This is a genomic window from Flavobacterium daemonense, assembly GCF_007341385.1.
In the GTDB taxonomy this organism is placed as follows: Bacteria; Bacteroidota; Bacteroidia; order Flavobacteriales; family Flavobacteriaceae; genus Flavobacterium; species Flavobacterium daemonense.
Genome location: NZ_VJYD01000005.1, coordinates 25715 through 46812 on the forward strand (window position 1 = coordinate 25715; position 21098 = coordinate 46812).

The 21098-nt window shown below is 32.8% G+C and carries 22 protein-coding genes; 11 read left to right on the forward strand and 11 right to left on the reverse strand.

Annotation, left to right across the window (positions count from 1 at the left end):
- Window positions 1-2 precede the first annotated feature (2 nt).
- The 9 genes from FND99_RS08075 (at window position 3) to FND99_RS08115 (ending at window position 9082) form a co-directional block, all read left to right on the forward strand.
- Window positions 3-608: a thiamine phosphate synthase gene (locus tag FND99_RS08075; protein WP_144337464.1), complete on the forward strand. Its 606-nt coding sequence runs from the start codon at window positions 3-5 to the stop codon at window positions 606-608.
- A complete protein-coding gene (locus tag FND99_RS08080; protein ID WP_144337465.1) occupies window positions 575-1330 on the forward strand; it encodes a bifunctional hydroxymethylpyrimidine kinase/phosphomethylpyrimidine kinase in 756 nt (251 codons plus the stop codon). Before FND99_RS08075 ends, FND99_RS08080 begins: the two co-directional genes overlap by 34 nt.
- Window positions 1320-1958, forward strand: a complete 639-nt coding sequence (locus FND99_RS08085; RefSeq protein ID WP_144337466.1) for a thiamine phosphate synthase — start codon at window positions 1320-1322, stop codon at window positions 1956-1958. Before FND99_RS08080 ends, FND99_RS08085 begins: the two co-directional genes overlap by 11 nt.
- Entirely contained in the window at window positions 1939-2715 is a 777-nt protein-coding gene (locus FND99_RS08090) for a thiazole synthase (RefSeq protein WP_144337467.1), read from the forward strand. The genes FND99_RS08085 and FND99_RS08090 overlap by 20 nt, the downstream gene beginning before the upstream one ends.
- 153 nt (window positions 2716-2868) lie before the next feature.
- Entirely contained in the window at window positions 2869-3246 is a 378-nt protein-coding gene (locus tag FND99_RS08095; RefSeq protein ID WP_144337468.1) for a GxxExxY protein, read from the forward strand.
- A gap of 42 nt (window positions 3247-3288) precedes the next feature.
- A complete protein-coding gene (thiH, locus tag FND99_RS08100; protein ID WP_144337469.1) occupies window positions 3289-4401 on the forward strand; it encodes a 2-iminoacetate synthase ThiH in 1113 nt (370 codons plus the stop codon).
- 76 nt (window positions 4402-4477) lie between these two features.
- Window positions 4478-5188: a HesA/MoeB/ThiF family protein gene (locus FND99_RS08105; RefSeq protein WP_144337470.1), complete on the forward strand. Its 711-nt coding sequence runs from the start codon at window positions 4478-4480 to the stop codon at window positions 5186-5188.
- 118 nt (window positions 5189-5306) lie between these two features.
- Entirely contained in the window at window positions 5307-7193 is a 1887-nt protein-coding gene (locus FND99_RS08110) for a transglutaminase-like domain-containing protein (protein WP_144337471.1), read from the forward strand.
- Entirely contained in the window at window positions 7190-9082 is a 1893-nt protein-coding gene (locus FND99_RS08115; protein WP_162615544.1) for a DUF3857 domain-containing protein, read from the forward strand. The genes FND99_RS08110 and FND99_RS08115 overlap by 4 nt, the downstream gene beginning before the upstream one ends.
- Here FND99_RS08115 and FND99_RS08120 read toward each other — a convergent pair.
- The 4 genes from FND99_RS08120 to FND99_RS08135 form a co-directional block, all read right to left on the reverse strand.
- Window positions 9075-9875, reverse strand: coding sequence for an MOSC domain-containing protein (locus tag FND99_RS08120; RefSeq protein WP_144337473.1), 801 nt, complete (start codon window positions 9873-9875; stop codon window positions 9075-9077). The genes FND99_RS08115 and FND99_RS08120 overlap by 8 nt on opposite strands.
- Before the next feature lie 2 nt (window positions 9876-9877).
- Window positions 9878-10522 carry a leucyl/phenylalanyl-tRNA--protein transferase gene (gene aat / locus FND99_RS08125; RefSeq protein ID WP_144337474.1) on the reverse strand — a complete coding sequence of 215 codons (645 nt, stop codon included), beginning with the start codon at window positions 10520-10522 and terminating at the stop codon, window positions 9878-9880.
- A gap of 262 nt (window positions 10523-10784) precedes the next feature.
- The gene (locus FND99_RS08130) at window positions 10785-11156 is read right to left on the reverse strand and encodes a DUF3127 domain-containing protein (protein WP_144337475.1); all 372 of its coding nucleotides are present in this window, start codon (window positions 11154-11156) and stop codon (window positions 10785-10787) included.
- Between the two features lie 31 nt (window positions 11157-11187).
- The gene (locus FND99_RS08135; RefSeq protein ID WP_144337476.1) at window positions 11188-12063 is read right to left on the reverse strand and encodes a flavin reductase family protein; all 876 of its coding nucleotides are present in this window, start codon (window positions 12061-12063) and stop codon (window positions 11188-11190) included.
- A 160-nt stretch (window positions 12064-12223) separates the two neighbouring features.
- On the opposite strand from FND99_RS08135, the gene FND99_RS08140 reads away from it, so the two are divergent.
- A complete protein-coding gene (locus FND99_RS08140) occupies window positions 12224-13375 on the forward strand; it encodes a sensor histidine kinase (protein ID WP_144337477.1) in 1152 nt (383 codons plus the stop codon).
- Window positions 13376-13474: 99 nt separating this feature from the next.
- Here the strand turns inward: FND99_RS08140 and FND99_RS08145 are convergent, their stop codons facing one another.
- Window positions 13475-13864 (reverse strand): HIT family protein, encoded by a 390-nt coding sequence (locus FND99_RS08145; RefSeq protein ID WP_144337478.1) that lies wholly within the window; start codon window positions 13862-13864, stop codon window positions 13475-13477.
- An 80-nt stretch (window positions 13865-13944) separates the two neighbouring features.
- Entirely contained in the window at window positions 13945-14421 is a 477-nt protein-coding gene (gene greA, locus FND99_RS08150) for a transcription elongation factor GreA (protein ID WP_053472608.1), read from the reverse strand.
- A 155-nt stretch (window positions 14422-14576) separates the two neighbouring features.
- Between greA and FND99_RS08155 the strand changes: the two genes are divergently transcribed.
- Window positions 14577-14990 (forward strand): Rieske (2Fe-2S) protein, encoded by a 414-nt coding sequence (locus FND99_RS08155; RefSeq protein ID WP_144337479.1) that lies wholly within the window; start codon window positions 14577-14579, stop codon window positions 14988-14990.
- Between the two features lie 45 nt (window positions 14991-15035).
- Here FND99_RS08155 and FND99_RS08160 read toward each other — a convergent pair whose 3' ends face one another.
- The 5 genes from FND99_RS08160 to pnuC all read right to left on the reverse strand — a co-directional run bounded on the left by FND99_RS08160 (window position 15036) and on the right by pnuC (window position 21087).
- A complete protein-coding gene (locus FND99_RS08160; RefSeq protein ID WP_144337480.1) occupies window positions 15036-17198 on the reverse strand; it encodes a TonB-dependent receptor in 2163 nt (720 codons plus the stop codon).
- Window positions 17199-17437: 239 nt separating this feature from the next.
- Window positions 17438-17965 (reverse strand): hypothetical protein, encoded by a 528-nt coding sequence (locus tag FND99_RS08165; protein WP_144337481.1) that lies wholly within the window; start codon window positions 17963-17965, stop codon window positions 17438-17440.
- Window positions 17966-17984: 19 nt separating this feature from the next.
- Entirely contained in the window at window positions 17985-18389 is a 405-nt protein-coding gene (gene arfB, locus FND99_RS08170) for an alternative ribosome rescue aminoacyl-tRNA hydrolase ArfB (protein ID WP_144337482.1), read from the reverse strand.
- The gene (locus FND99_RS08175; RefSeq protein ID WP_144337483.1) at window positions 18389-20503 is read right to left on the reverse strand and encodes a DUF4301 family protein; all 2115 of its coding nucleotides are present in this window, start codon (window positions 20501-20503) and stop codon (window positions 18389-18391) included. Before FND99_RS08175 ends, arfB begins: the two co-directional genes overlap by 1 nt.
- Window positions 20464-21087, reverse strand: a complete 624-nt coding sequence (pnuC, locus tag FND99_RS08180; protein ID WP_144337484.1) for a nicotinamide riboside transporter PnuC — start codon at window positions 21085-21087, stop codon at window positions 20464-20466. Before pnuC ends, FND99_RS08175 begins: the two co-directional genes overlap by 40 nt.
- Between the last annotated feature and the right edge of the window lie 11 nt (window positions 21088-21098).

Consider the following 21098-nt stretch of genomic DNA (forward strand, 5'->3'; position numbering starts at 1 on the left):
TTATGATTGTGATTACAAATCCTTTTTTTATTGAAAATGAAATTCAAATTATTCATTCTTTATTTGAAGAAGGATTGTCTTTGCTTCATATTCGGAAACCTGATTTTTCGAAATCGGAAATGACGGACTTTATTCAGCAAATCAAAACCGAATTTAGAGATCAAATCGTCTTGCACCATTATCATTTCTTAGCAGAAAATTTTGGAATTAACCGATTTCATTTTTCTGAAAACGAAAGAAAAAATAATTCGGCCTTTCCTGCAAGGTTTTCAAAATCTTGTAGGTATAATTATTCAACATCAACACATTCCGTAGAAGATTTTAATTCGCTAAAAAATGATTTTGATTACGCCTTTCTGAGCCCTGTTTTTAAAAGTATTTCAAAAGAAAATTATATGCCAAAAACCGATCTTTTTGAAGAAATAAAATCAAGAACAAATTACAAAACAAAAATGATAGCTCTTGGCGGAATTGATGTTCAAAACATTCAGAAAACACTAGAAAACGGCTTTGACAATGTTGCGCTTTTAGGCAGTATTTGGAACAATGAAAACCCCGTAAAACAATTTAAATTATGTCTACAGATCGCCCAATCGTACTTTCTATAGCCGGTCATGATCCTTCGGGTGGCGCTGGTATTTTAGCCGACATCAAAACCTTTGAACAGCATCAAGTGATCGGATTTGCAATTACAACTGCAAACACGATTCAGACTGAAAACAAGTTTTATGAAATTGAATGGATAAATCTGAGTTTTGTAATTCGATCTATCGAAACGCTTTTTTTAAGCTATCAAATCAGCGTGGTAAAAATTGGAATCGTGCCTTCCTTACATTATTTAAACCGAATTCTTTCGACTATAAAACTTTTATCGCCAGCAACAAAAATTGTCTGGGATCCGGTTTTAAAATCCACAACCCGATTTGAATTCATGAAAATTGAAGCGCTTTCTGATCTCAATAAAATCTTGTCAAAAATTGATCTTGTGACACCAAACTATAATGAAATTGAAATTTTGTTTCCGGAATTTTTTGCAAATAAATTATGGATGGAACACAATATTCCAACTGCCATTTTATTAAAAGGCGGACATAATTCTGCAGCACTCGGAACAGATCGGCTGTTTCTAAAAGATGAAATTATTGATTTATTTCCATCAGAAAAAAAATGCTTTGAAAAACATGGCTCTGGTTGTGTTTTATCAGCAGCAATCGCCGCAAACCTAGCCCTAAATCAAACTTTGCACAAAGCGTGTAAAAATGCCAAAACCTACATAGAAAAATATCTAAGTTCAACTTCAACATTAATAGGATATCATTATGTACAATAAATTGCAATACATCTCGCAGGGAAAAACAATCGAAGAACAATTGTATAATATTCATCAAGCGCTTGATGCTGGATGCGATTGGATACAAATGCGATTTAAAAATCAGACAGCAAAAGACACTTTTGCTTTGGCCGAAGCCGTAAAAGTTTTATGCGAAGAATATTTGGTCAACTTTATTGTAAACGATGACTTGCATCTCGCCGAATTGATTTCTGCAGATGGTGTTCATCTTGGTCTAACCGACATGAAAATTGAGGAAGCTCGAGCTATTTTAGGCACTAGTAAAATAATTGGAGGCACGGCGAATACTTTTGAGGATATTCAAAACCATGCAAAAAATGGCACTGACTATATTGGCTTAGGCCCTTTTAGATTTACAAATACAAAGGAAAAACTTAGTCCGATTTTAGGCTTATCAGGCTATTTTGATATTCTTCAAAAAATGAAAAAAAACAACATCACAATTCCGGTTTTTGCAATTGGCGGTATTACTTTGAAAGATATGAATCCGTTAATGGAAACCGGAATTTATGGTATAGCCGTTTCTGGACTTATTACAGAAAGTGATGAAAAAGAAAAATTAATTCAACAGCTCAACGAAAAATTATATGCAAAAGTCATTGTTTAATATTGGAGATAAAACCTTTGCTTCTCGCCTATTTTTAGGAACAGGAAAATTTGGTTCCAATCAGGAAATGGAAGAAGCGATTTTAGCTTCGGAAAGTGAATTAGTAACGGTTGCCTTAAAACGCATCGATTTGGAAACAGACACGGATGCTATTTTATCGCATTTAAAACATCCAAACATTAATTTATTGCCCAATACTTCTGGCGCTAGAAATGCTAAAGAAGCCGTTTTTGCCGCGCAATTGGCAAGAGAAGCATTAGAAACAAATTGGGTAAAATTGGAAATTCACCCGGATCCAAAATACTTGATGCCGGATCCAATTGAAACTTTAAAGGCTACAGAAGAATTAGCTAAACTTGGCTTTATAGTGCTTCCGTACATTCACGCTGATCCGGTTTTATGCAAACATTTAGAAAGTGCAGGAACTTCGGCGGTTATGCCTTTAGGATCACCAATTGGAAGCAATAAAGGTTTGAAAACTATAGATTTTTTAGAAATTATAATTGAACAAAGCTGTGTTCCTGTAATTGTAGATGCTGGAATTGGCGCTCCGTCTGATGCTGCAAAAGCATTGGAAATTGGTGCCGATGCTGTTTTGGTAAATACTGCAATTGCCGTAGCCGGAAATCCGAAATTAATGGCTGAAGCTTTTAAAGAAGCTGTAATTGCTGGAAGAAAAGCGTTTGAAGCTAAGGTTGCTCATCAGCAGAATTATGCTACAGCCTCCAGCCCTTTGACTTCATTTTTATATGACTAAAATTTTGTTCCTCTCGCAGATTTGGCAGATTGAACAGATTTATTTGAATTAAAATACGCAAAAATAATCTGTATGATCTGTAAAATCTGTGAGAGAATATTCTTTAAAAGTAAGAAATTTCATTGGTTTTGATTTGAAAATAAAATCAAAATTATGTCAGAAAATGAAATTTCATATCAAGTTAGGGGAGCAATTTTTAAAGTTTATAATACTCTTGGTCCTGGATTATTAGAATCTATATACGAAAGTGCTCTTTATTATCAATTAAAAAAAGATGGATTAACAGTCAGCAAGCAAATTGATTTACCAGTCAAATATGATGATGTTTATCTAGATATAACTTTTAGACTAGATATTTTAGTGGAAGATAAAGTAATCATAGAATTAAAATCAGTAGAAGAGATAAAATCGATTCACTTTAAACAATTAAATACTTATTTAAAATTGACAAATAAGAAACTAGGATTATTAGTCAATTTCAACTGTTCTAATATTCTTGAAAATATTCATCGCGTAGTTAATAAAATCTAATCTGCGTGATCTGCAAAATCTGCGGGAGACAAAATAAAAACTATGAAAACATTCAAATCAATTTTTGAGCAATATAATTGGGATGACATTCAAACCAAAATATACCAAACAACATCAAATGATGTCGAGCGAACTTTGGCAAAAACCAAATACAATCTCGATGATTTTCTGATTTTAATTTCACCTGTTGCGCAAAATTACCTGGAAAAAATGGCCCAAAAATGCCATGAAATCACCAAGAAACGTTTCGGAAAAACAATCCAAATGTATGCACCATTATATTTAAGCAACGAATGTCAAAACATTTGTACCTATTGCGGATTCAGTTTAGACAATAAAATCAAACGAAAAACATTGACTAATGTCGAAATAAAACTCGAAGTTGAAGCTTTAAAAAACAACGGCTTTGATCACGTTTTATTGGTTACAGGCGAAGCGAATTATACCGTAAACATCAATTATTTTTTAAATGCAATTAACTTAATAAGAAAAGATTTTTCGATTATTTCGGTTGAAGTACAGCCTCTTTCTACAGAAGATTATCAGCGATTGCACGACGCTGGAGTTTATTCCGTTTTGGTTTATCAGGAAACGTATCATCAGGAAGTTTACAAAAAATATCACACGAAAGGCAAGAAATCAAATTTTGATTATAGATTAGAAACTCCAGACCGAATAGGAACTGCAGGAATGCATAAAATTGGTTTAGGCGTTTTATTAGGTCTTGAAGATTGGCGAACGGACAGCTTTTTCAATGCCTTGCACTTAGATTACCTGCAAAAGAAATATTGGCAGACAAAATATTCCGTTTCATTTCCTCGTCTACGTCCCGCTGAAGGAATTATAGAACCTAATTTTATTATGGATGATAAAGATTTAACGCAATTGATTTGTGCGTATCGTTTGTGGAATGAAGATCTCGAAATTTCGATTTCAACTAGAGAAAACGAGAAATTTAGAAACAATATTATTCCGATTGGCGTTACAAGTATGAGCGCAGGTTCAAAGACAAATCCGGGTGGTTATGTAGTCGATCCACAATCTTTGGAACAATTTGAAATCAGTGATGAACGCTCGGCTGAAGAAATTTCAAAAATTATAAAAAATGCCGGCTACGAACCCGTTTGGAAAGATTGGGACAAAGTTTATAGTTGAAATGTTTCAGGTTTCAGGTTTCAGGTTTCAGGTTTGAAAACTTAACATTTTACAATTCACAATTCACAATTAATAAATGAGCATTATCAAAGAATTCCTTCGTTACAACAGACAAACTATTCTTCCTGAAATTGGCGATGAAGGTCAGGAAAAACTAAAAAAAGCCCGAGTTTTAGTAATTGGAGCCGGAGGTTTAGGTTGTCCGATTTTACAATATATTGCCACTGCCGGCGTTGGTTTTATCGGAATTATGGATTTTGATACTATCGAAATTCATAACCTTCATAGACAGATTTTATATACCGAAAACGAAATTGGTCAGCAAAAATCTATTGTGGCAAAAGAGGTTGTTACAAAATTAAATCCGCTTATTGAAGCTGAAGCGATTACTGAAAAATTGACTTCAGAAAATGCTTTGCAAATTATTACGCAATATGATATTATTGTTGATGGTTCAGATAATTTTTCAACCCGTTATCTGATTAACGATACTTGTGTTCTGTTAAATAAACCTTTGGTTTACGGCAGTATTTTGAGATTTGAAGGACAAATTGCGATTTTTAATCATAACGGAAGCAAAAATCTTAGAGATTTATTTCCAGAAATGCCAGATCCAAAAGATGTTCCAAATTGCAATTTAAATGGCGTCCTGGGAACGTTACCGGGAATTATAGGAAATATGATGGCGCACGAAACGCTGAAACTAATTCTGGAATTACCAACATCAAAAAATGAACTTATAATTTTTAATACATTAAATTGGAATTTTACAAAACTGAATTTTTAAGTAAGAAAATTATTTTGAAAAATTGAGGAAACTTACGACTAATTACTTTTTTACTTGATTTAATTTATTAATATTGTGATTAATTTTTCGAAAAAGAGCCCTCAAATTATATTCTTAAATGATTAAAAAATTACAAATTCTCTTTCCATTCTTTTTTCTAGTTTTCTACATAGGTAAAGCGCAAAGCACAAAATTAAACTCGTATATAGCTGAAAAAAGAGATTCTTACGAAATAACTGTAAAGAACAATCTTCCTTCAATTATTCTTTCTTCAGCAGAAAAAAAATGGATTGGCGATAAGGATGATAAATCAATTTTAGGAAATAGAATAAACTATGTCGATTCTTTTGAGAGAGTTTTTGATATCGAAGCCTATAGTATTTCTCCAAATAATAAAAAACAAAAAGTTGCATATATTGGAACGGGAGATCGCGAAATTGGCGAAGTCTTTGTTCACGATATGAAATTCAGATATTATAATTTCTCAGATCTTGAGGAAGGTTCTCAAACCTATTCATTTTATAAGAAAGAATTTAAAAAACCGCAGTTTTTAGAAAGTTATTATTTCAAAGATTACCTTGAATGCAAATCATCCAAAGTTGTTTTGAAAGTTTCAAAAGATGTCGAAATTGGATACATTATTCAAGGAAACACCAACAATGAAAACATCGAATTTCTAAAAGAAACCGAAGGTGACTTTACCGTTTATTCTTGGCAAATGTTAAACATAAAAAAGGAAGAAAAAGAAATCAATTCACCAGGTTTCTCCTATTTCAGTCCACATTTAATTTTTTTCATTAAAAACTACAAAAACGCTTCGGGCATTCAAAATGTGGTGGGAAGCGTAGATAATCTTTATCGTTTTTACGCTGAAACAATTAAAGATATTAATAAGCAAGACCAAACGCAAGTAAAAGAAAAAACTGAAGAATTAATTACAGGACTAACAACCGATTATGACAAAGCAAAAGCTGTTTTTGATTATGTTCAAAGCAAAATAAACTATGTTGCTTTTGAAGACGGAATGGGCGGTTATGTTCCGAGAGAAGCGGCATCTGTATTGCAAAAAAAATATGGCGATTGCAAAGACATGGCTAATTTATTAAACGAAATGTTGCATTACGCTGGTATCGAATCTAACATTGCATGGATTGGAACCCGTCAAAATAATTATACATATGAAAATATCCCAAGTCCAATTGTTGACAACCATATGATTACGGTTGCCAAAATTAATAACAAAGATATATTTTTGGATGCAACGGGTCGTTATTCTTTGTTTCCAAATGCAACTCCTTTTATTCAAGGAAAGGAAGCTTTGGTAAGAGTAGACGATGAAAAATACAGAATCATCACGGTTCCAATTATTGCTTCTGATGACAATAAAACAGAGGGCAAATTCAAAATAAAATTCGATTCGGATGTACTAGTTGGGCAGACAAATTTAAATTTAAATGGATTTTTTAAAACGCAGTTCCTGAGCAGTTATAAAGAAACCACCGATAAGGACGAAATGCTTAGAAATTATTTTGCATTCTTTATCCAAAATATCAAAACAACGAATTTTGAAATTAAAAATGATAATTTATCTCAAAGTCCGCTTGAAATTCAGTATCAATTTGCATTGGATAAATGGATAAAGAAAACAGAGAATCAGTTACTTTTTAAACCAATTTTATTTTTCCCTTATTCTGACGCAAGAATTAATGTTGAAAAAAGAAAAACCCCAGTCGAAAACAGTTTTAATAAATCATATGCTTTTGAATATGACTTTTCAATTCCAGAAGGATATTCAATAGATTATTTGCCAGAAAATTTTAATTTCACAAATGACTTTTTCACAGCAAGTATAACTTATAAAAAAGTCAACAGTACCATTGTTATAAATCAAAAAATGGCTATGAATACATTGCTTGTAGAGAAAAATAATTTCGAAACATGGAACACGGCAATCAAAAACATTACGAAACAGTACAACCAAAATATTATTCTTGTAAAAAAATGAAAAAACTATTTTTTTTAATCGCCATATTGCTTACCCAAATTTCATTCTCGCAGGAAGAAGAAGTGAAAAATTACAAATGGGATGATATTCCTAATTTTAAAGAAGTTCCAACTGAATTTGCAACTTATCCTGCTATTGTTTTAAAAGATTATAGACTTTATGAAAATAAGGTTGGCGGCTACACATATAAAGCCTTCATTGTAAAACATCAAGCCATAAAAATTTTATCAGAAACCGGAATTAATGAATACAATAAAGTAGCGATAAATAATCGTTATGTTAGAGATTACAGAGATTTAAAAGTTCGTGTTATTAAACCTGATGGAAAAATTGAAGAACTACCAAAAGAAAAAATTATAGAAAAACAAGGAAACAGCGAAAAGCAGTTTGTTTTTGAAGGCGTCGAAAAAGGCGATATAATTGAATATTATTATGTGATTAAAGATTTTCCAGACTTTAACGGTTGCGAGTATTTCCAAAGAGATATTCCGGTTCTGGATGCTAAATTTCAAATCAACAAAATTGCACAGGCTCAAACTTATACAGCTGGCTATAATGGAATGAAAAATGAGAGCAAAGGCAAAATCACAATTTATACCGCATCAAATTTACCTGCTTATAAATTTGAAAGAAACGCTACAAATAAGGCAAATCTTGCCAAGGTTTACTATTTCCTAGATACCTCTAAAACATACGACTATATAAACTATTACAATTCCCTATATAATTTTGCCGATGGCGTAAGTGCAAAATCAATGATTAAAGGTTTTGTAGAAGAGTATAAGCTAAATGATCCTGCAATTTCAACGGATGAGAAAATAAAAATCATTGATATATTTTTAAAAGAAAATATCGAAATTGACAAACAGTACGTCTATAAAAAAGCAATTGAAACCAAAAAAATGACACCAAACATGGTTTTATACTTCTATAAAGACGTTTTGGATTATCTTAAAATTAAATATCAGTTTACGGCTTCTACCGATAAATTTGATGATAAATTTGACAAGGAAAATGCTATTCCTGCTGCTTTGTCAGAGATTTTGATTTACATTCCGGAAACAAAAAAATACCTTGCTCCTTTCCAATTTTGGATGCCGTATGGTCAGCCAAACGCTCTTTCTGTAAACAATGATGCTGTTTATTTTAATCAAGAACCTAAACAGCAGGTTACTTATGAATTCAAGAAAATTGAAAATGTTTCCATAAATGATAATATAACTGAAGAAACAAGCAATATTACGATCGATGATGATATGGAAACGATTTTAGTAAATAAAAAGAGTGCCTTTATGGGATATCTTGCCTCTTATTACAGATATATGGTAAAGTATATTCCTCAGGAAAAAATCAACGATTTTGTTAAGAATAACACTTTCAATGAAGTTGATGTCGAGGTTCAAAAATATGCTTTTGAAAATAAAGAATATAAAAACAATTATGATCCTGAAAAACCTTTTACAATCAATACAGATATAAAAGTAAAAGAATCATGGATAGAAAATGCAGGAAAGAACAACTTAATTGCGGTTGGAAAAGTTCTAGGAAAACAAACCAGCTTACATCAAGAAACTAATAGAATAAATCCAATCGTATTGTCTTATCCTAAGAAAAACATAAACTATATCAACTTAAATATTCCAACTGGCTACAGCATAAAAAATGTTGATAATTTAGTTTTTAATAAAGAAGTGAAAAACTATAAAAATGAAGTTATAGGTTCTTTTAAATCAAGCGCAAAAATTGAAGGAAATATTGTTAAAATAACAACTGAAGAAATTTATAACTTCACCTATTTAGAAAAAGAAAAATATGGTGAATATAGAGATTTAGTCAATGCTGTCTATGATTTCAATAATGCTTCGCTGCTTTTAGTCAGAGTTAATTAATAAATACAATCTCGTCACCAATAGTTATTAATCCAGAATTCAAACTCACAATATTAGTTCCAAACAAAACCGAGTTATCGACATTTCTATACTTGCTTAAAGTTTTCAAAGGCTCTTTTTTAAGGCGCCCGTTTTCTGGATCATTGTTGACCATAACACATCGTCCGCAAGGTTTTATGTTTTTAAACTGAACTTCTCCTATTGCAAAAGTCTTAAAATCATCTTCCTCGTGAGGATTTTCAGTGCTTATTACAATATTTGGGCGAAATCTTTTTATGGTAATTTTTTCGTCCAATTTATCATTCAAAAAATCTAGACTTTTCGATCCAATCAATAAATAAGGATAACCGTCTGCCAAACTCACATTGAAAGTTTCTTTTAATCTGGAACTTTCATGTTTGCGAGCTCCATTTTTTAATATTTTGACTAATTTACACTCGAAACCTAAATGTTGGCTGAACCATTTTGACGTTTCATGATTTACCTCAACAACCTCACTTTTGTCATCCCAAACATTTACAGCAATCGAATTTCCTAATTGCTCATCTATAAAAAATTCATGCTTTTGATCCTGAAACGTAATACTTATTTTTCCATCTAAAATTTGTGGATAAAACTGGCTCATTATGCGATGTTCTCTTTGCGTCAGCATTTGATTTTCGGCATCAATCAACATCCATCTTCGGTCGTTTTCAAAACCCATTTCTTCGGCTAGAGCAGATTCACAACTGATTCCTGCTAAGCTTTTTATCGGATAAATATAAATTTCTTTTACAACATGAATTGTACTCATTTTTATTTGCTTTTTAAAATGGACATAAATTCTTCGCGATCAATTTCGCGACAGCCGAGACTTTCTAAATGCGGATTATAAACCTGACAGTCTAGCAATTTGTAATTTTCCTTTTGCAAATATAAAGCTAAAGCAATAAAAGCGACCTTTGAAGCATTTGAAACTTTAGAAAACATACTTTCACCGCAAAAAACAGTTCCTTTTCCCAGATCAATTCCGTAGAGGCCACCAACCAACTTTTCGTCCTGCCAAACCTCAACCGATTTTGCAATTCCTTCTTCATTTAGTTTGCAATAGGCATCGATCATTTCGTTGGAAATCCAAGTTCCGCTTTGTCCATCGCGTTTTATCTGCTGACAATTCGAAATAACTTCTTTGAAATTTTTATTGTAAGTCACCTTAAACATTTTCCGATTCAGAATATTTCGCATGCTTTTAGATATTACCAATTCATCAAAAAACAAAACCATTCGAGGATCTGGCGCCCACCAAAGAATTGGTTCTCCTTCATTAAACCATGGAAAGATGCCACTATTATAAGCTAATTTCAATCGGTTTGGATTTAAGTCACCGCCAACGGCTAGAATTCCTTCTTCATCGGCTTCTGAAACGGGCGGGAAAAATAAATCTTTTAATAAGTAATACATTTTTTAAAAATCAAATTTTAAATTCCAAATTCCACAATCTTGTCATTTCGACGAAGGAGAAATCACACTAGAAACTCCGCACAGAACATCGTCAATCTTTGTCGAATCCCTTGTGTGATTTCTCCTTTCAGTCGAAATGACAAACAATGTGTAAAACCTCATCTATACAAGTGACGAAACAAACTCAAAAACAAAATTCCAAACTCCAAATTCAAGTTAATGAATTGGAATTTGGAATTTTTATATCAGAATTTCTAATTTCTTAGAACGGTAAATCGTCTGGTTCGTCTTCGTTAATGCTAGCTGCAGGTGCAAATGTTTCAGCTGCTGGCATTGGAGCTCCTTGTGCTGGCGCTTCTGGAGCTAATCTTTCGATTCTCCAACCTTGAATACTGTTAAAATATCTAGTTTCACCTTGTGGGTTAACCCATTCTCTTCCTCTTAAATTGATAGAAACTTTTACTGCTTCACCTAGTTTATAGCTGCTTAATAAATCGCATTTATCTTGTGTAAATTCGATTAAAATGTGCTGTGGATACTGCTCATCTGTAGTTACTACTAATTCTCTTTTTTTGAATGAAGCACTAACTTGCTGCTCAGGATTTACCACTTTTACTTTTCCTATAACTTCCATCTTCGTCTATAATTAATTATTGTTTCTATTCTTATTTTTTAGCTAAAAGCACTTTCCAAGCCGATTCAATATCATCATTATTCAGATATTTTTTGGCTTCTAAATGTATTTTTTCTTGGTCATCTGAGCTTAAAACTCCTTTCACAGAAAAATTTTCTTTCACAAATATACTAACTTCTTCCATTGTAGGCAAGGCTTCTATATTTCCTAATTTTCCTAAATCATTTCCAGTAAAAACGGGACTTTCCTTGATAAAATTCGGAATTGCATCTACGCCTACGCCAAGGGTTGTAAGCGGTTTTGGTACTTCAAAAAGTCCTTGATTAGATCTTGAATACCAATCTTTTCCTAACCTTGAAACCAAATCAATTTTATGCTGATCGATTGCTCCATTTTCATCTAAAATTGATTCATGGATATGCATTTTTACTACTTCACATAAAACCAAATTACCTGCTCCGCCTTCTGTTCCTAACGGAATAATCTGCGTTATCTTGCATTCAAACTGCACCGGAGATTCTTTTACACGATACGGCTTTACCAGATCTGACGGAATCTGCGTTAATCCTGCTTTTATAAATTCGTTTACATCCTCGGCATATTCTGTACTTGCTAAAGATGTTTGCTGCACCATATCATAATTAACCACATTAATTACAACTTCACGCGTTGCTTCGGCATTAATCAAAGTGTGTTTTACGGTATTGTCGCGGACTCTTCTAGCGGGTGAAAAAATCAAAATTGGCGGATTGGCACTAAACACATTAAAGAAACTGAAAGGCGACAAATTCGGAATTCCTTTTTCGCTGATTGTACTCGCAAATGCAATTGGACGCGGTCCTACTGAACTTTGCAGATAACCGTGCAATTTTGCCGTTGGTATCTCTTTTGGATCGATGCTAATCATAATTTTTCTTTTTAACCAAACCTCATTTTGGTAACTGCAAAAGTATAGAAATGGTTTAATCCAAAGAAATTCTTTCAGACATAAAAACAAAAAATCTTTGAAGAAATGCAAAATATAAAATGCGTTTATTTCGTTATATTTATACCTCAAAAATTAATTTATGCACTTTTCTGAACGCAGAAATACAACTCGCTGGGTTATTATTCTTATTTCCTTTCTAATCATCACATTGATTCTCTGGAATACCTATACTTTTTTCCAAATTTTCAAAAATGAAGAGCGTCTGAAAATGAAGCTTTTTGCCGATGCACAGATTACAATTGTAAACGCAAACGAAAATACCGATGTCGAACTGCCTCTTCAAATTTTCAGCAATAACACTTCAATTCCGGTTGTATTAATGCTTTATGATAATGTGGTAAGTTCAAAAAATGTTCCTGACGAAATCTTGAACGACAGAAAAAAACTAAAAGCATTTTTAAACAATTTAAGAAACGAAAACGAACCCATAACTTTTGAATATGCTCCCGGAAAATATCAAATACTTTATTATGGAAATTCGGCTTTGCTTAACAAATTGAAATATTATCCAATTGCGCTTTTGCTTATCGTCTTTTTGTGTGTCGCTTTAATTTATAATTTCTATAAAAGCACCAAAATGGCCACGCAAAATAAATTGTGGGCGGGTATGGCAAAAGAAACCGCACATCAAATTGGCACGCCTTTGTCGTCGTTGATTGGTTGGATTGAGATTTTAAAAACCGAAGATATCGATCGATCGATTACTTCTGAAATTGAAAAAGATATTACTCGTTTACAAACTATTACAGATCGTTTTTCAAAAATTGGCTCTGTTCCCGTTTTAGAAAATCATGATATTATTTCAGAAACTTTAAATGCTTTTACCTATTTGCAATCTCGTTTTTCAAAACAGGTCGCTTTTACTTATGATACTCCAAAAGACCCTATTATAGTAGAATTAAACCCAATTCTTTACAGTTGGACAATTGAAAATCTGGTAAAAAACGCGATTGATGCCATGAAAGGAAAAGGAAGTCTGGAACTTCAAATTGAGCAAGATGCACACCATGTAAAAATTAAAGTGAAAGATTCTGGAACCGGAATTCCAAAGAAACAATTCAAAACCATTTTTGAAACCGGTTACACGACCAAAAAACGAGGATGGGGTTTGGGACTTTCTTTAACGAAAAGAATTGTTGAAGAATACCACAGCGGAAAAATCAAAGTTTTAAATTCTGAAATTGGAAAAGGAACTACTTTTCAGATTCAGTTGAATAAAAAAATGCAGTAACGTTAATTACTGCATTTTTTTATTCTTATTTAAAACCAAACTTTGTGGGGCTTCGACTTCGCTCAGCCTGACAATATTTTACTTTAATTTTCTAACACTTTACAAATTCGACTTAATATCTTTTGTTAAGGCTTCAAACTCTTCTTTTGAAAGCGAAACTTTATCTATGAAACGCATTTCATCCATATGATTCAACGGAATCAAATGTACGTGTGCGTGAGGAACTTCTAAACCTACAACGGCAACACCTACTCTTTTGCACGGAACTGTTTTTTCTAAAGCAATTGCAATTTTCTTAGAAAACTTCATCAACCCTAAATACAGTTCGTCATCCATATCAAAAATCTTGTCGATTTCTTGTTTTGGAATACAAAGCGTATGTCCTTTTGCATTTGGATTTACATCTAAGAAAGCCAAAAAGTTTTCGTCTTCAGCAATTTTATATGCAGGAATTTCTCCGTTTACTATTTTAGTGAATATAGATGCCATTTTTGTTTATTCGTTTATTTGGTTAATCGTTTAACCGATTGAGCTTTTAATAGTGAGATTGCTTCGTTCCTCGCAATGATTTAGTCGCGTGAAATTTCTAGAATTTCAAATTTCAAAACACCGTTTGGAACCGTAATTTCGGCTACTTCACCAACTGATTTTCCAAGCAAACCTTTCCCAATAGGAGACGTTACTGAAATTTTTCCAGTTTTCAAATCGGCTTCACTTTCGGCAACAAGTGTATATTTCATTTCCATTCCGTTGCTTTGGTTTTTGATTTTCACATTCGATAAAACCAAAACTTTCGAAACATCTAATTGTGATTCATCAATTAATCTGGCATTAGAATACACTTCTTCCAGTTTAGCAATTCTCATTTCTAATAAACCTTGTGCTTCTTTTGCTGCATCATATTCGGCGTTCTCAGACAAATCACCTTTATCTCTTGCTTCTGCTATATCTTGAGATGCCTTTGGACGCATTACACTCTTTAAATGCTCCAACTCATCTTTCAACTTTTTTAATCCTTCTGCTGTATAATAAGATACTTTACTCATAACTTCATCGTTTATATAAATACAAAAAATCCCATCGGGACGGGATTTTGTATTACAAATATACTATTATTTTTAATAGTACATAATTATATGTTAATCATATAAAATTCAAAACTAAATATTTTACTTTTGTACACTTAATCCTTATTAAAATAATGAAGAAAATCTGGCTCTTAATCGTCTTAGTTTGTGCACTTTCTGCTTGTAGCGACAACGAACGCAGCAACAAAAATCCTTACATTCCTAACTACTCTGTTAATTTGTCTGTAGATATGAATCTGCCTGCTTATTCTAATTTGAAATTTCCAAGTAATGGCGTTATTGTTCCAAACTATGGAGCAAAAGGAATTATCGTTTTTAACACTGGAAGCGGTTATAATGCTTTCGACGCTGCTTGTCCTAATCAAGAAATCAATTCATGCATTGCAATGACGATTGACGGTATAAACGCTGTATGCTCTTGCGATAAAATACAATATAGCCTCTTTACAGGATTAGGTAGTAAACAATACCCTCTAAAACAATATCGTGTTGAAGTTAGTGGTACTGTGATTCACGTTTACAATTAAAATAAAAAAAAGCCTGAAAGTTTAAATTTTCAGGCTTTTTTATTTTTAGAACTTAAGTGTCAGTCCGGCTAAGAAATTAATTCCTGCCTGAGGATAATAATACGGATAAACATCCCACATGTATCCGTTTGAAACATATTTTTTATCTAAAATATTGTTCACCAACCCTGTAATCATAATCGATTTAAAAACCGATTTTGGTTTTATTTCATAAGACACATTCAAATCATTTACAAAATAATCTGCCAGTTTTGCTGATGGCAATTCGATATTATTCATGTATTGCTCGCCAACATATTTCTGCAATAATGAAATATGCAAACTCTGAAGCGGGCTATAAACGATTATGTTTCCAGCGATAACTTCTGGTGAATAAGCGATTTTAGTTGTTCCGTAATTTTGTCCATCAACAGCCAAATCAACATTTTTATTACTACTTAAAGTAAAGTTTGGACGAATAATAAATTGTTCCGAAAGTTTAATTGTGGCATCCAATTCAAAACCTAAACGGTAACTTTTATCTGTATTGGCGCGAATTGGCGAACCAACATCGTCTAATGTTCCCGTTAAAATCAGCTGATCTTTGTATGCCATGTAATAGAAATTAGAATTCAGCTGAAATTTTTCTGAATTGAATCTCCATCCTAATTCAAAATCATTCAGTTTTTCTGGCTTCACATTTCCGCCTTCATAATCGGTTCTGTTTGGCTCACGATTTGCGCGAGCATACGAGAAATACAAAGTGTTTTTTTCGTTGAAAGCATAATTCAAACCTGCTTTTGGGTTGAAGAAATTAAAATTATTATCAACTAAACCTGTTTCGGCGCTATTGGCTTTATATTTTACATTTCTATATTGAAGATCTCCGTAAAAACTTAATTTTTCTGTAAACTGATAATTGGCTTTCGCGAAAATATTTCCATCAGTTTTAGTCGAAAAATCGTCGTAATAATGATCTCCCAATTCCGATTGAGAAGCATATCTTGCCCAAATTACTTTTCCATAATGATCCCCTTCATATTTATTCCAACCTCCACCAAAAATAACATCTAGCTTTTCATCTTTGTATTTTACCGAAAAAGTTGTCCCGTAAAAATCATTATCCAACCATTTCTGACGAACCAAATCAGTTGTTGTTACAGCTCCAACTGGCAACAAACCATATTCGGCCATATCGGCATCTTCTTTATAATTTTCGTAGTACCCTTTTCCTTTTGTATAATGGAAAGCTAAGTTTGTACTCCATTTGTCAGAAACCGATTCACTCCAATGCAATTGATAATGATCTTGCTGATAATTATCGGTTTCATTATCATAGAAACGAACATTTCCATTTTCGTCTGTGTACATTCCTGCAGAATTGAAAGTGCGGTTTGTATTTAAAGTTTCCTCGTCAATTCCGTTCCAAGATTGATATGTTTTTTCGGTTCCTCCAAAAACCAATGCTTTGATTAAAGTCGTTTTTCCAACATAAGTTCCTTGAAGAAAATACGATTTTAAGTCGGAACTCGCGCGGTCCACATAACCATCTGATTTAATTCTAGACAAGCGTCCAGCCAATTCAAAATGATCATTTAATAAACCTGTACTGAATTTTACTGTTTGTTTTTGAGAATTAAAACTTCCGAATGAACCAGAAACTTCTCCATTTGCTTTAGAAGCATAACTATCTGTCAACATGTTCAAACTTGCTCCAAAAGCTCCGGAGCCATTTGTCGAAGTTCCTACACCGCGCTGTAATTGAAGACTTTCTACCGAAGAAGCAAAATCGGGCATGTTTACCCAAAAAGTTCCTTGGCTTTCGGCGTCGTTGTACGGAATTCCATTTATGGTTACGTTTACTCTTGTAGCATCGCTTCCGCGGACTCTGATTCCGGTGTAACCAATTCCACCTCCAGCATCCGATGTTGTTACTACAGATGGCAGGTAATTCATTAAAACGGGAATATCCTGACCAAGATTTCTGAATTTGATTTCCTTTTTATCCATATTACTAAACGTAACCGGAGTTTTTGAAGTCACACGAACTGCCGAAACCAATACATCATCTAATTTATTGACCTTGGTTGAATCCTGCTCTTGCGCAAAAGAAAATAGTGTGAACAGGCCAGAAGAAAGAAGAAAGAAAATAGATTTGGTTCTGCTCATTTTTTGAACCTTAGAACCTTTGCAACTTAGTACCTTTGTACCTTGAAAAATTGTTTTCATTCGTAAAAAATTACGAATAAAAGGGGGAATTATTCTTTTGTTAAATTAATAAATGTGTTTCACGACAAAATAAAGTGTGCACGCTCGATAGTGTCGTTTTTTCCCTTAGCAACATTACTCGCTCAGGTTCTTTGGGTATGATCTCAGCTCGTTATTTAGAGCACCCCTTTGAGACAGTGCAAATTTAGTGTTAAAATATTTAAAACTCAAAAAATCAAATGTCTTAATTTAACGCAGTCTTAATTTTTAGAAATTGATACACTTTTGGCATTTTTTACAAGACAATAAATACCAATAAAAAGCCCAACTACACCTCCAATATATCCAAAATTATGTATTGAACCTACATTTATAAAATCCTGAACATGTCTCGTATTAGCTGGTATATACCAATCGATCTTATCATCTAAAAAGAAAAAGCTCCACAAAAAGCCTAGGAAGCCAAAAACTAAAGCTGTTAGCAAATTAAAAAAAATTGATTTTATTGTGATCTTTAAAATCTCTTTCGATTTAAAAAACAAAGAGACAAATGCATAGATAATACCTAAATAATATCCGACCCACCAAGTAGCTAAAAACCCAACAATTCCAGCTTTAATTCTTTCATTTGAAACTCCCCACTGGTTTATTCCAAATTGTTCAAATTTAAAAAGTGTATAGTATTCTGGTGAAATTGTATAGGTAATTTGGTCATGTAAAATCCCATAAATTCCAGCAATCAAAATAGAAGAGATAATTATCAGAAAGAAATTAAGTATTTTAATCATTGACTCAAATTTTATGGTTCTAATCTAGATTCGGTTTCTTTCTTGATTGCTTTAAATCAGAGACATTCTTTTTATCCTTAATTCTTTTTTTGATTACTGCTTTCGGAACTTTTGTCGCTTTTCTAGCCTTCGGAACAAATAATCCTTTTTTAATGATTTCAAGAAAACGTTTTGTAACAATATCTTTGTTTTTAAGTTGACTTCTGTCTTCGTCACAATTTAAAATCAGAATATTTTCAGAAGTTAAACGTGCTGCAATATTAGTTTGCAAAAGCAATTTTTCATCATCAGACAAAGCTTGCGAAGCATTTAAATCAAAAGACAAAACAACTTTTGATGAAACTTTGTTCACGTTTTGTCCGCCGGCGCCACTGCTTCTTACGGCCTTGAAACTTAATTCTGATATGATTTTATCAACGTCCATTATTGTGGCTGATGTGGCGCTTTCAGTAAATCATTTACCGTCTTCACCGGATTAAAAGTAATTAACGGAACAGCAACAAAAATAGTCAGCCAATGCGCCATAGAACCGTTCCATAATCCTGGCAATTCATAATTTTTAACCGTTTTTCCATCAACGCTTTTTTCAACAATAAAACCCGTTTTTTGATCAACAAAATTTTGCAAATCAAACTTTTCACCTTTGTAGTTTTTAATCCCGCAAACTAAATCTACTGGGTTAAAATGCGTCGCTTCAGCTAAAATTTTGGATTGTTTTTTATCTGATAAATCAACTTGAGAAGTCTCAACAATCTGAAGTGATTTTATTCCCTTTTCATTCATAACCCAGAACGGTCCTCCGCCAGGTTCTCCTTCATTTTTTACCATTCCGCAAACTCTGATCGGGCGATCTAAAAGTTCTTTGATCTTGCTGATTTTATTCTCAAAAGTAAACATTTCAAAATCGCTTGAAATTTCGACATTCAACTCTTTTGATAAAGAAAAAATCACTTCTTTTAATTGATCTTCTCCAATTTTTTGTTGATCAATCGCATGAAGGTAGCCAAAGACTTTTTGCTGCACTTCAATCAAAATTCCAGCAAGTGCCTTTTTATATAATGTAATTTTATCAATATGATTTTGAATTACATTGTCAATATTTTTAATGAAAATAACATCTGCATCAAGCACATTTAAATTCTGGATCAAGGCACCATGTCCTCCTGGTCTGAAAATCAATGCGTCATTTTTATCTCTTACTAATCTTTCTTTTGAATCAACTGCAATAGAATCTGTACCTGCATTTTGATAGGAATAACCAATATTAATCTGAATATTGGAACCCTTCTCAATTTTTTTCTTGAGCACGTCCATCTCTTTTTCAAATAATCCTTGATGTGCTTCAGTTACTGTAAAATGAAGGTTCGAAACTTTATTTGAAGATGCATAATGCACACATTCATTCAAATGTTCCTCAATAGGATTTGCGATATGATCTATGTATTTATGAAAAGGTAAAACTGCTTTTGGCTTATCTGCAAAAGCAAAATAATCCTGAGAAAGCAATGTTTTTATGAAATAGTAATTTTTATAATCACGATCTAAATTTTCAAAATCAGGATAAATCGATCTTAATTTTTCATCAATTTCTTTAAAAAACGGAAACTTATCCATTGCTACAATAAAGATCGAAAGCTCTTTGTCTTTATGTCTGTTAATGTAGGCGTTTATCGTTTCTTTTTCAATATCAAAATCATTTAAGAAAGCTCTTAAAAATTTAAACATTCTTGTTGCAGCTCCAGAAGCCGGAACGAATTTTTTAATTTTCAGATTTTCTTTTTGAAGATCAAAAAAAGCGGCTTTTTCTTCAAATTCGGATTCAGAAAACTCTAAAATACCGTTTTCAATTGTTGCCGGACTTATTAAATTGATTTTTGTAATTCCTTTTTTAAAAATTTTTAATTGCCTCAGAACACTGTCAACAGAAATCCCACGTTGGTATAACTGAACAAAATCTTCTGAAGACAAACCATGCGATTTAGCTAATGCAAGTTCATCAATGATGGCAGTTGCCTTTGCCAAACGGCTTTCTTTATCGCCAGACAAAGTTATAAAGGGCTTTTTTGTATCCAATAAAGTTTGTTTAAAGACAGAAAAAACAGTTTCTCTCCCATTTGGAGAATCTCTGATGTCGTCTTTTTCCCAAGGAACATCAATATCAGTCAGGAAAAACAAATCATATTCATGCTCCAGCGCTGCTTCATTTAAAAGCGGATCGCAAAAACCATAATACATTTCAGAGAAAACTTTGGTAACCATTAAATTAGTATCACAAAACAGGTACTTTTTTGCTTTCAAAAGTTTTTCATTTTCAAGCGCAGTTTGTCCGAAGGCAATAGGCATCATATCATCGGCCACACAAATATGCTGGTTTTCCTCCCATTTTTCTTGTAAGTAATCGCGTGCAAATTCAGGAACCCACTCGGTTTCGTAGTAATCTGCAAGCTGTTTTGCTAAAGTTGTTTTTCCCGTACTTTCAGGTCCAAACAAAGCAATTTTTATGATAGTTGTTTGTTGCTGTCTAAGATTTTTCTCCATTCTAAATAAGCTGAAATCGCTAAAATTGTAAAAATTAAATATTGTAGTGACAGCATCCCTAAGCCGCGATAAGCATAAAGAGGCACAACAATTATATCGCCAATAATCCAAAGTGTCCAGTTTTCGATTTTTTTCCTGGCCATGTACCACATTCCTGCAAAAAATATTCCCGACGAAATCATATCAACATAATTGTCAGGTTTGATTTTATAATCGAAATATTTATAAATCCCGAAAACTACAAAAACAGTAACAATAAACAGTACGATTCCGATTATTTTTTCATTAAAATTTGTACGAGTAATTGGTAAATTATCTTCAACCGAGCCTCCGCGCGCCCAAACATACCAGCCATAAATACTCATAATTGAGAAATATCCGTTGATAATCATATCGCCAATATAGCCCGCAATATATAGCAAATACACTGAAATTACGGTAGCAATCAAACCAGTTGGATAGACCCAAATGTTCTCTTTTTTAGCAAACCAAACACTTAATATTCCGCATACAAAAACTAAAAACTCCAAAGCAATATGCCACAACGGCGCATTTTTATAATTTTCGAAAAAAAAATCAATCATTTAGTTTAGAT

Bases quoted from the DNA above. Each gene is read 5' to 3' on its own strand.
- FND99_RS08105 (WP_144337470.1), top strand. From the start codon at position 4,478: ATGAGCATTATCAAAGAATTCCTTCGTTACAACAGACAAACTATTCTT.
- thiH (WP_144337469.1), top strand. From the start codon at position 3,289: ATGAAAACATTCAAATCAATTTTTGAGCAATATAATTGGGATGACATT.
- FND99_RS08080 (WP_144337465.1), top strand. From the start codon at position 575: ATGTCTACAGATCGCCCAATCGTACTTTCTATAGCCGGTCATGATCCT.
- FND99_RS08130 (WP_144337475.1), bottom strand. From the start codon at position 11,156: ATGGAAGTTATAGGAAAAGTAAAAGTGGTAAATCCTGAGCAGCAAGTT.
- arfB (WP_144337482.1), bottom strand. From the start codon at position 18,389: ATGGACGTTGATAAAATCATATCAGAATTAAGTTTCAAGGCCGTAAGA.
- FND99_RS08155 (WP_144337479.1), top strand. From the start codon at position 14,577: ATGAAGAAAATCTGGCTCTTAATCGTCTTAGTTTGTGCACTTTCTGCT.
- FND99_RS08135 (WP_144337476.1), bottom strand. From the start codon at position 12,063: ATGATTAGCATCGATCCAAAAGAGATACCAACGGCAAAATTGCACGGT.
- FND99_RS08075 (WP_144337464.1), top strand. From the start codon at position 3: ATGATTGTGATTACAAATCCTTTTTTTATTGAAAATGAAATTCAAATT.
- FND99_RS08175 (WP_144337483.1), bottom strand. From the start codon at position 20,503: ATGGAGAAAAATCTTAGACAGCAACAAACAACTATCATAAAAATTGCT.
- FND99_RS08140 (WP_144337477.1), top strand. From the start codon at position 12,224: ATGCACTTTTCTGAACGCAGAAATACAACTCGCTGGGTTATTATTCTT.
- aat (WP_144337474.1), bottom strand. From the start codon at position 10,522: ATGTATTACTTATTAAAAGATTTATTTTTCCCGCCCGTTTCAGAAGCC.
- FND99_RS08095 (WP_144337468.1), top strand. From the start codon at position 2,869: ATGTCAGAAAATGAAATTTCATATCAAGTTAGGGGAGCAATTTTTAAA.
- FND99_RS08160 (WP_144337480.1), bottom strand. From the start codon at position 17,198: ATGAAAACAATTTTTCAAGGTACAAAGGTACTAAGTTGCAAAGGTTCT.
- FND99_RS08145 (WP_144337478.1), bottom strand. From the start codon at position 13,864: ATGGCATCTATATTCACTAAAATAGTAAACGGAGAAATTCCTGCATAT.
- FND99_RS08090 (WP_144337467.1), top strand. From the start codon at position 1,939: ATGCAAAAGTCATTGTTTAATATTGGAGATAAAACCTTTGCTTCTCGC.
- FND99_RS08165 (WP_144337481.1), bottom strand. From the start codon at position 17,965: ATGATTAAAATACTTAATTTCTTTCTGATAATTATCTCTTCTATTTTG.
- FND99_RS08115 (WP_162615544.1), top strand. From the start codon at position 7,190: ATGAAAAAACTATTTTTTTTAATCGCCATATTGCTTACCCAAATTTCA.
- FND99_RS08085 (WP_144337466.1), top strand. From the start codon at position 1,320: ATGTACAATAAATTGCAATACATCTCGCAGGGAAAAACAATCGAAGAA.
- greA (WP_053472608.1), bottom strand. From the start codon at position 14,421: ATGAGTAAAGTATCTTATTATACAGCAGAAGGATTAAAAAAGTTGAAA.
- FND99_RS08120 (WP_144337473.1), bottom strand. From the start codon at position 9,875: ATGAGTACAATTCATGTTGTAAAAGAAATTTATATTTATCCGATAAAA.
- pnuC (WP_144337484.1), bottom strand. From the start codon at position 21,087: ATGATTGATTTTTTTTTCGAAAATTATAAAAATGCGCCGTTGTGGCAT.
- FND99_RS08110 (WP_144337471.1), top strand. From the start codon at position 5,307: ATGATTAAAAAATTACAAATTCTCTTTCCATTCTTTTTTCTAGTTTTC.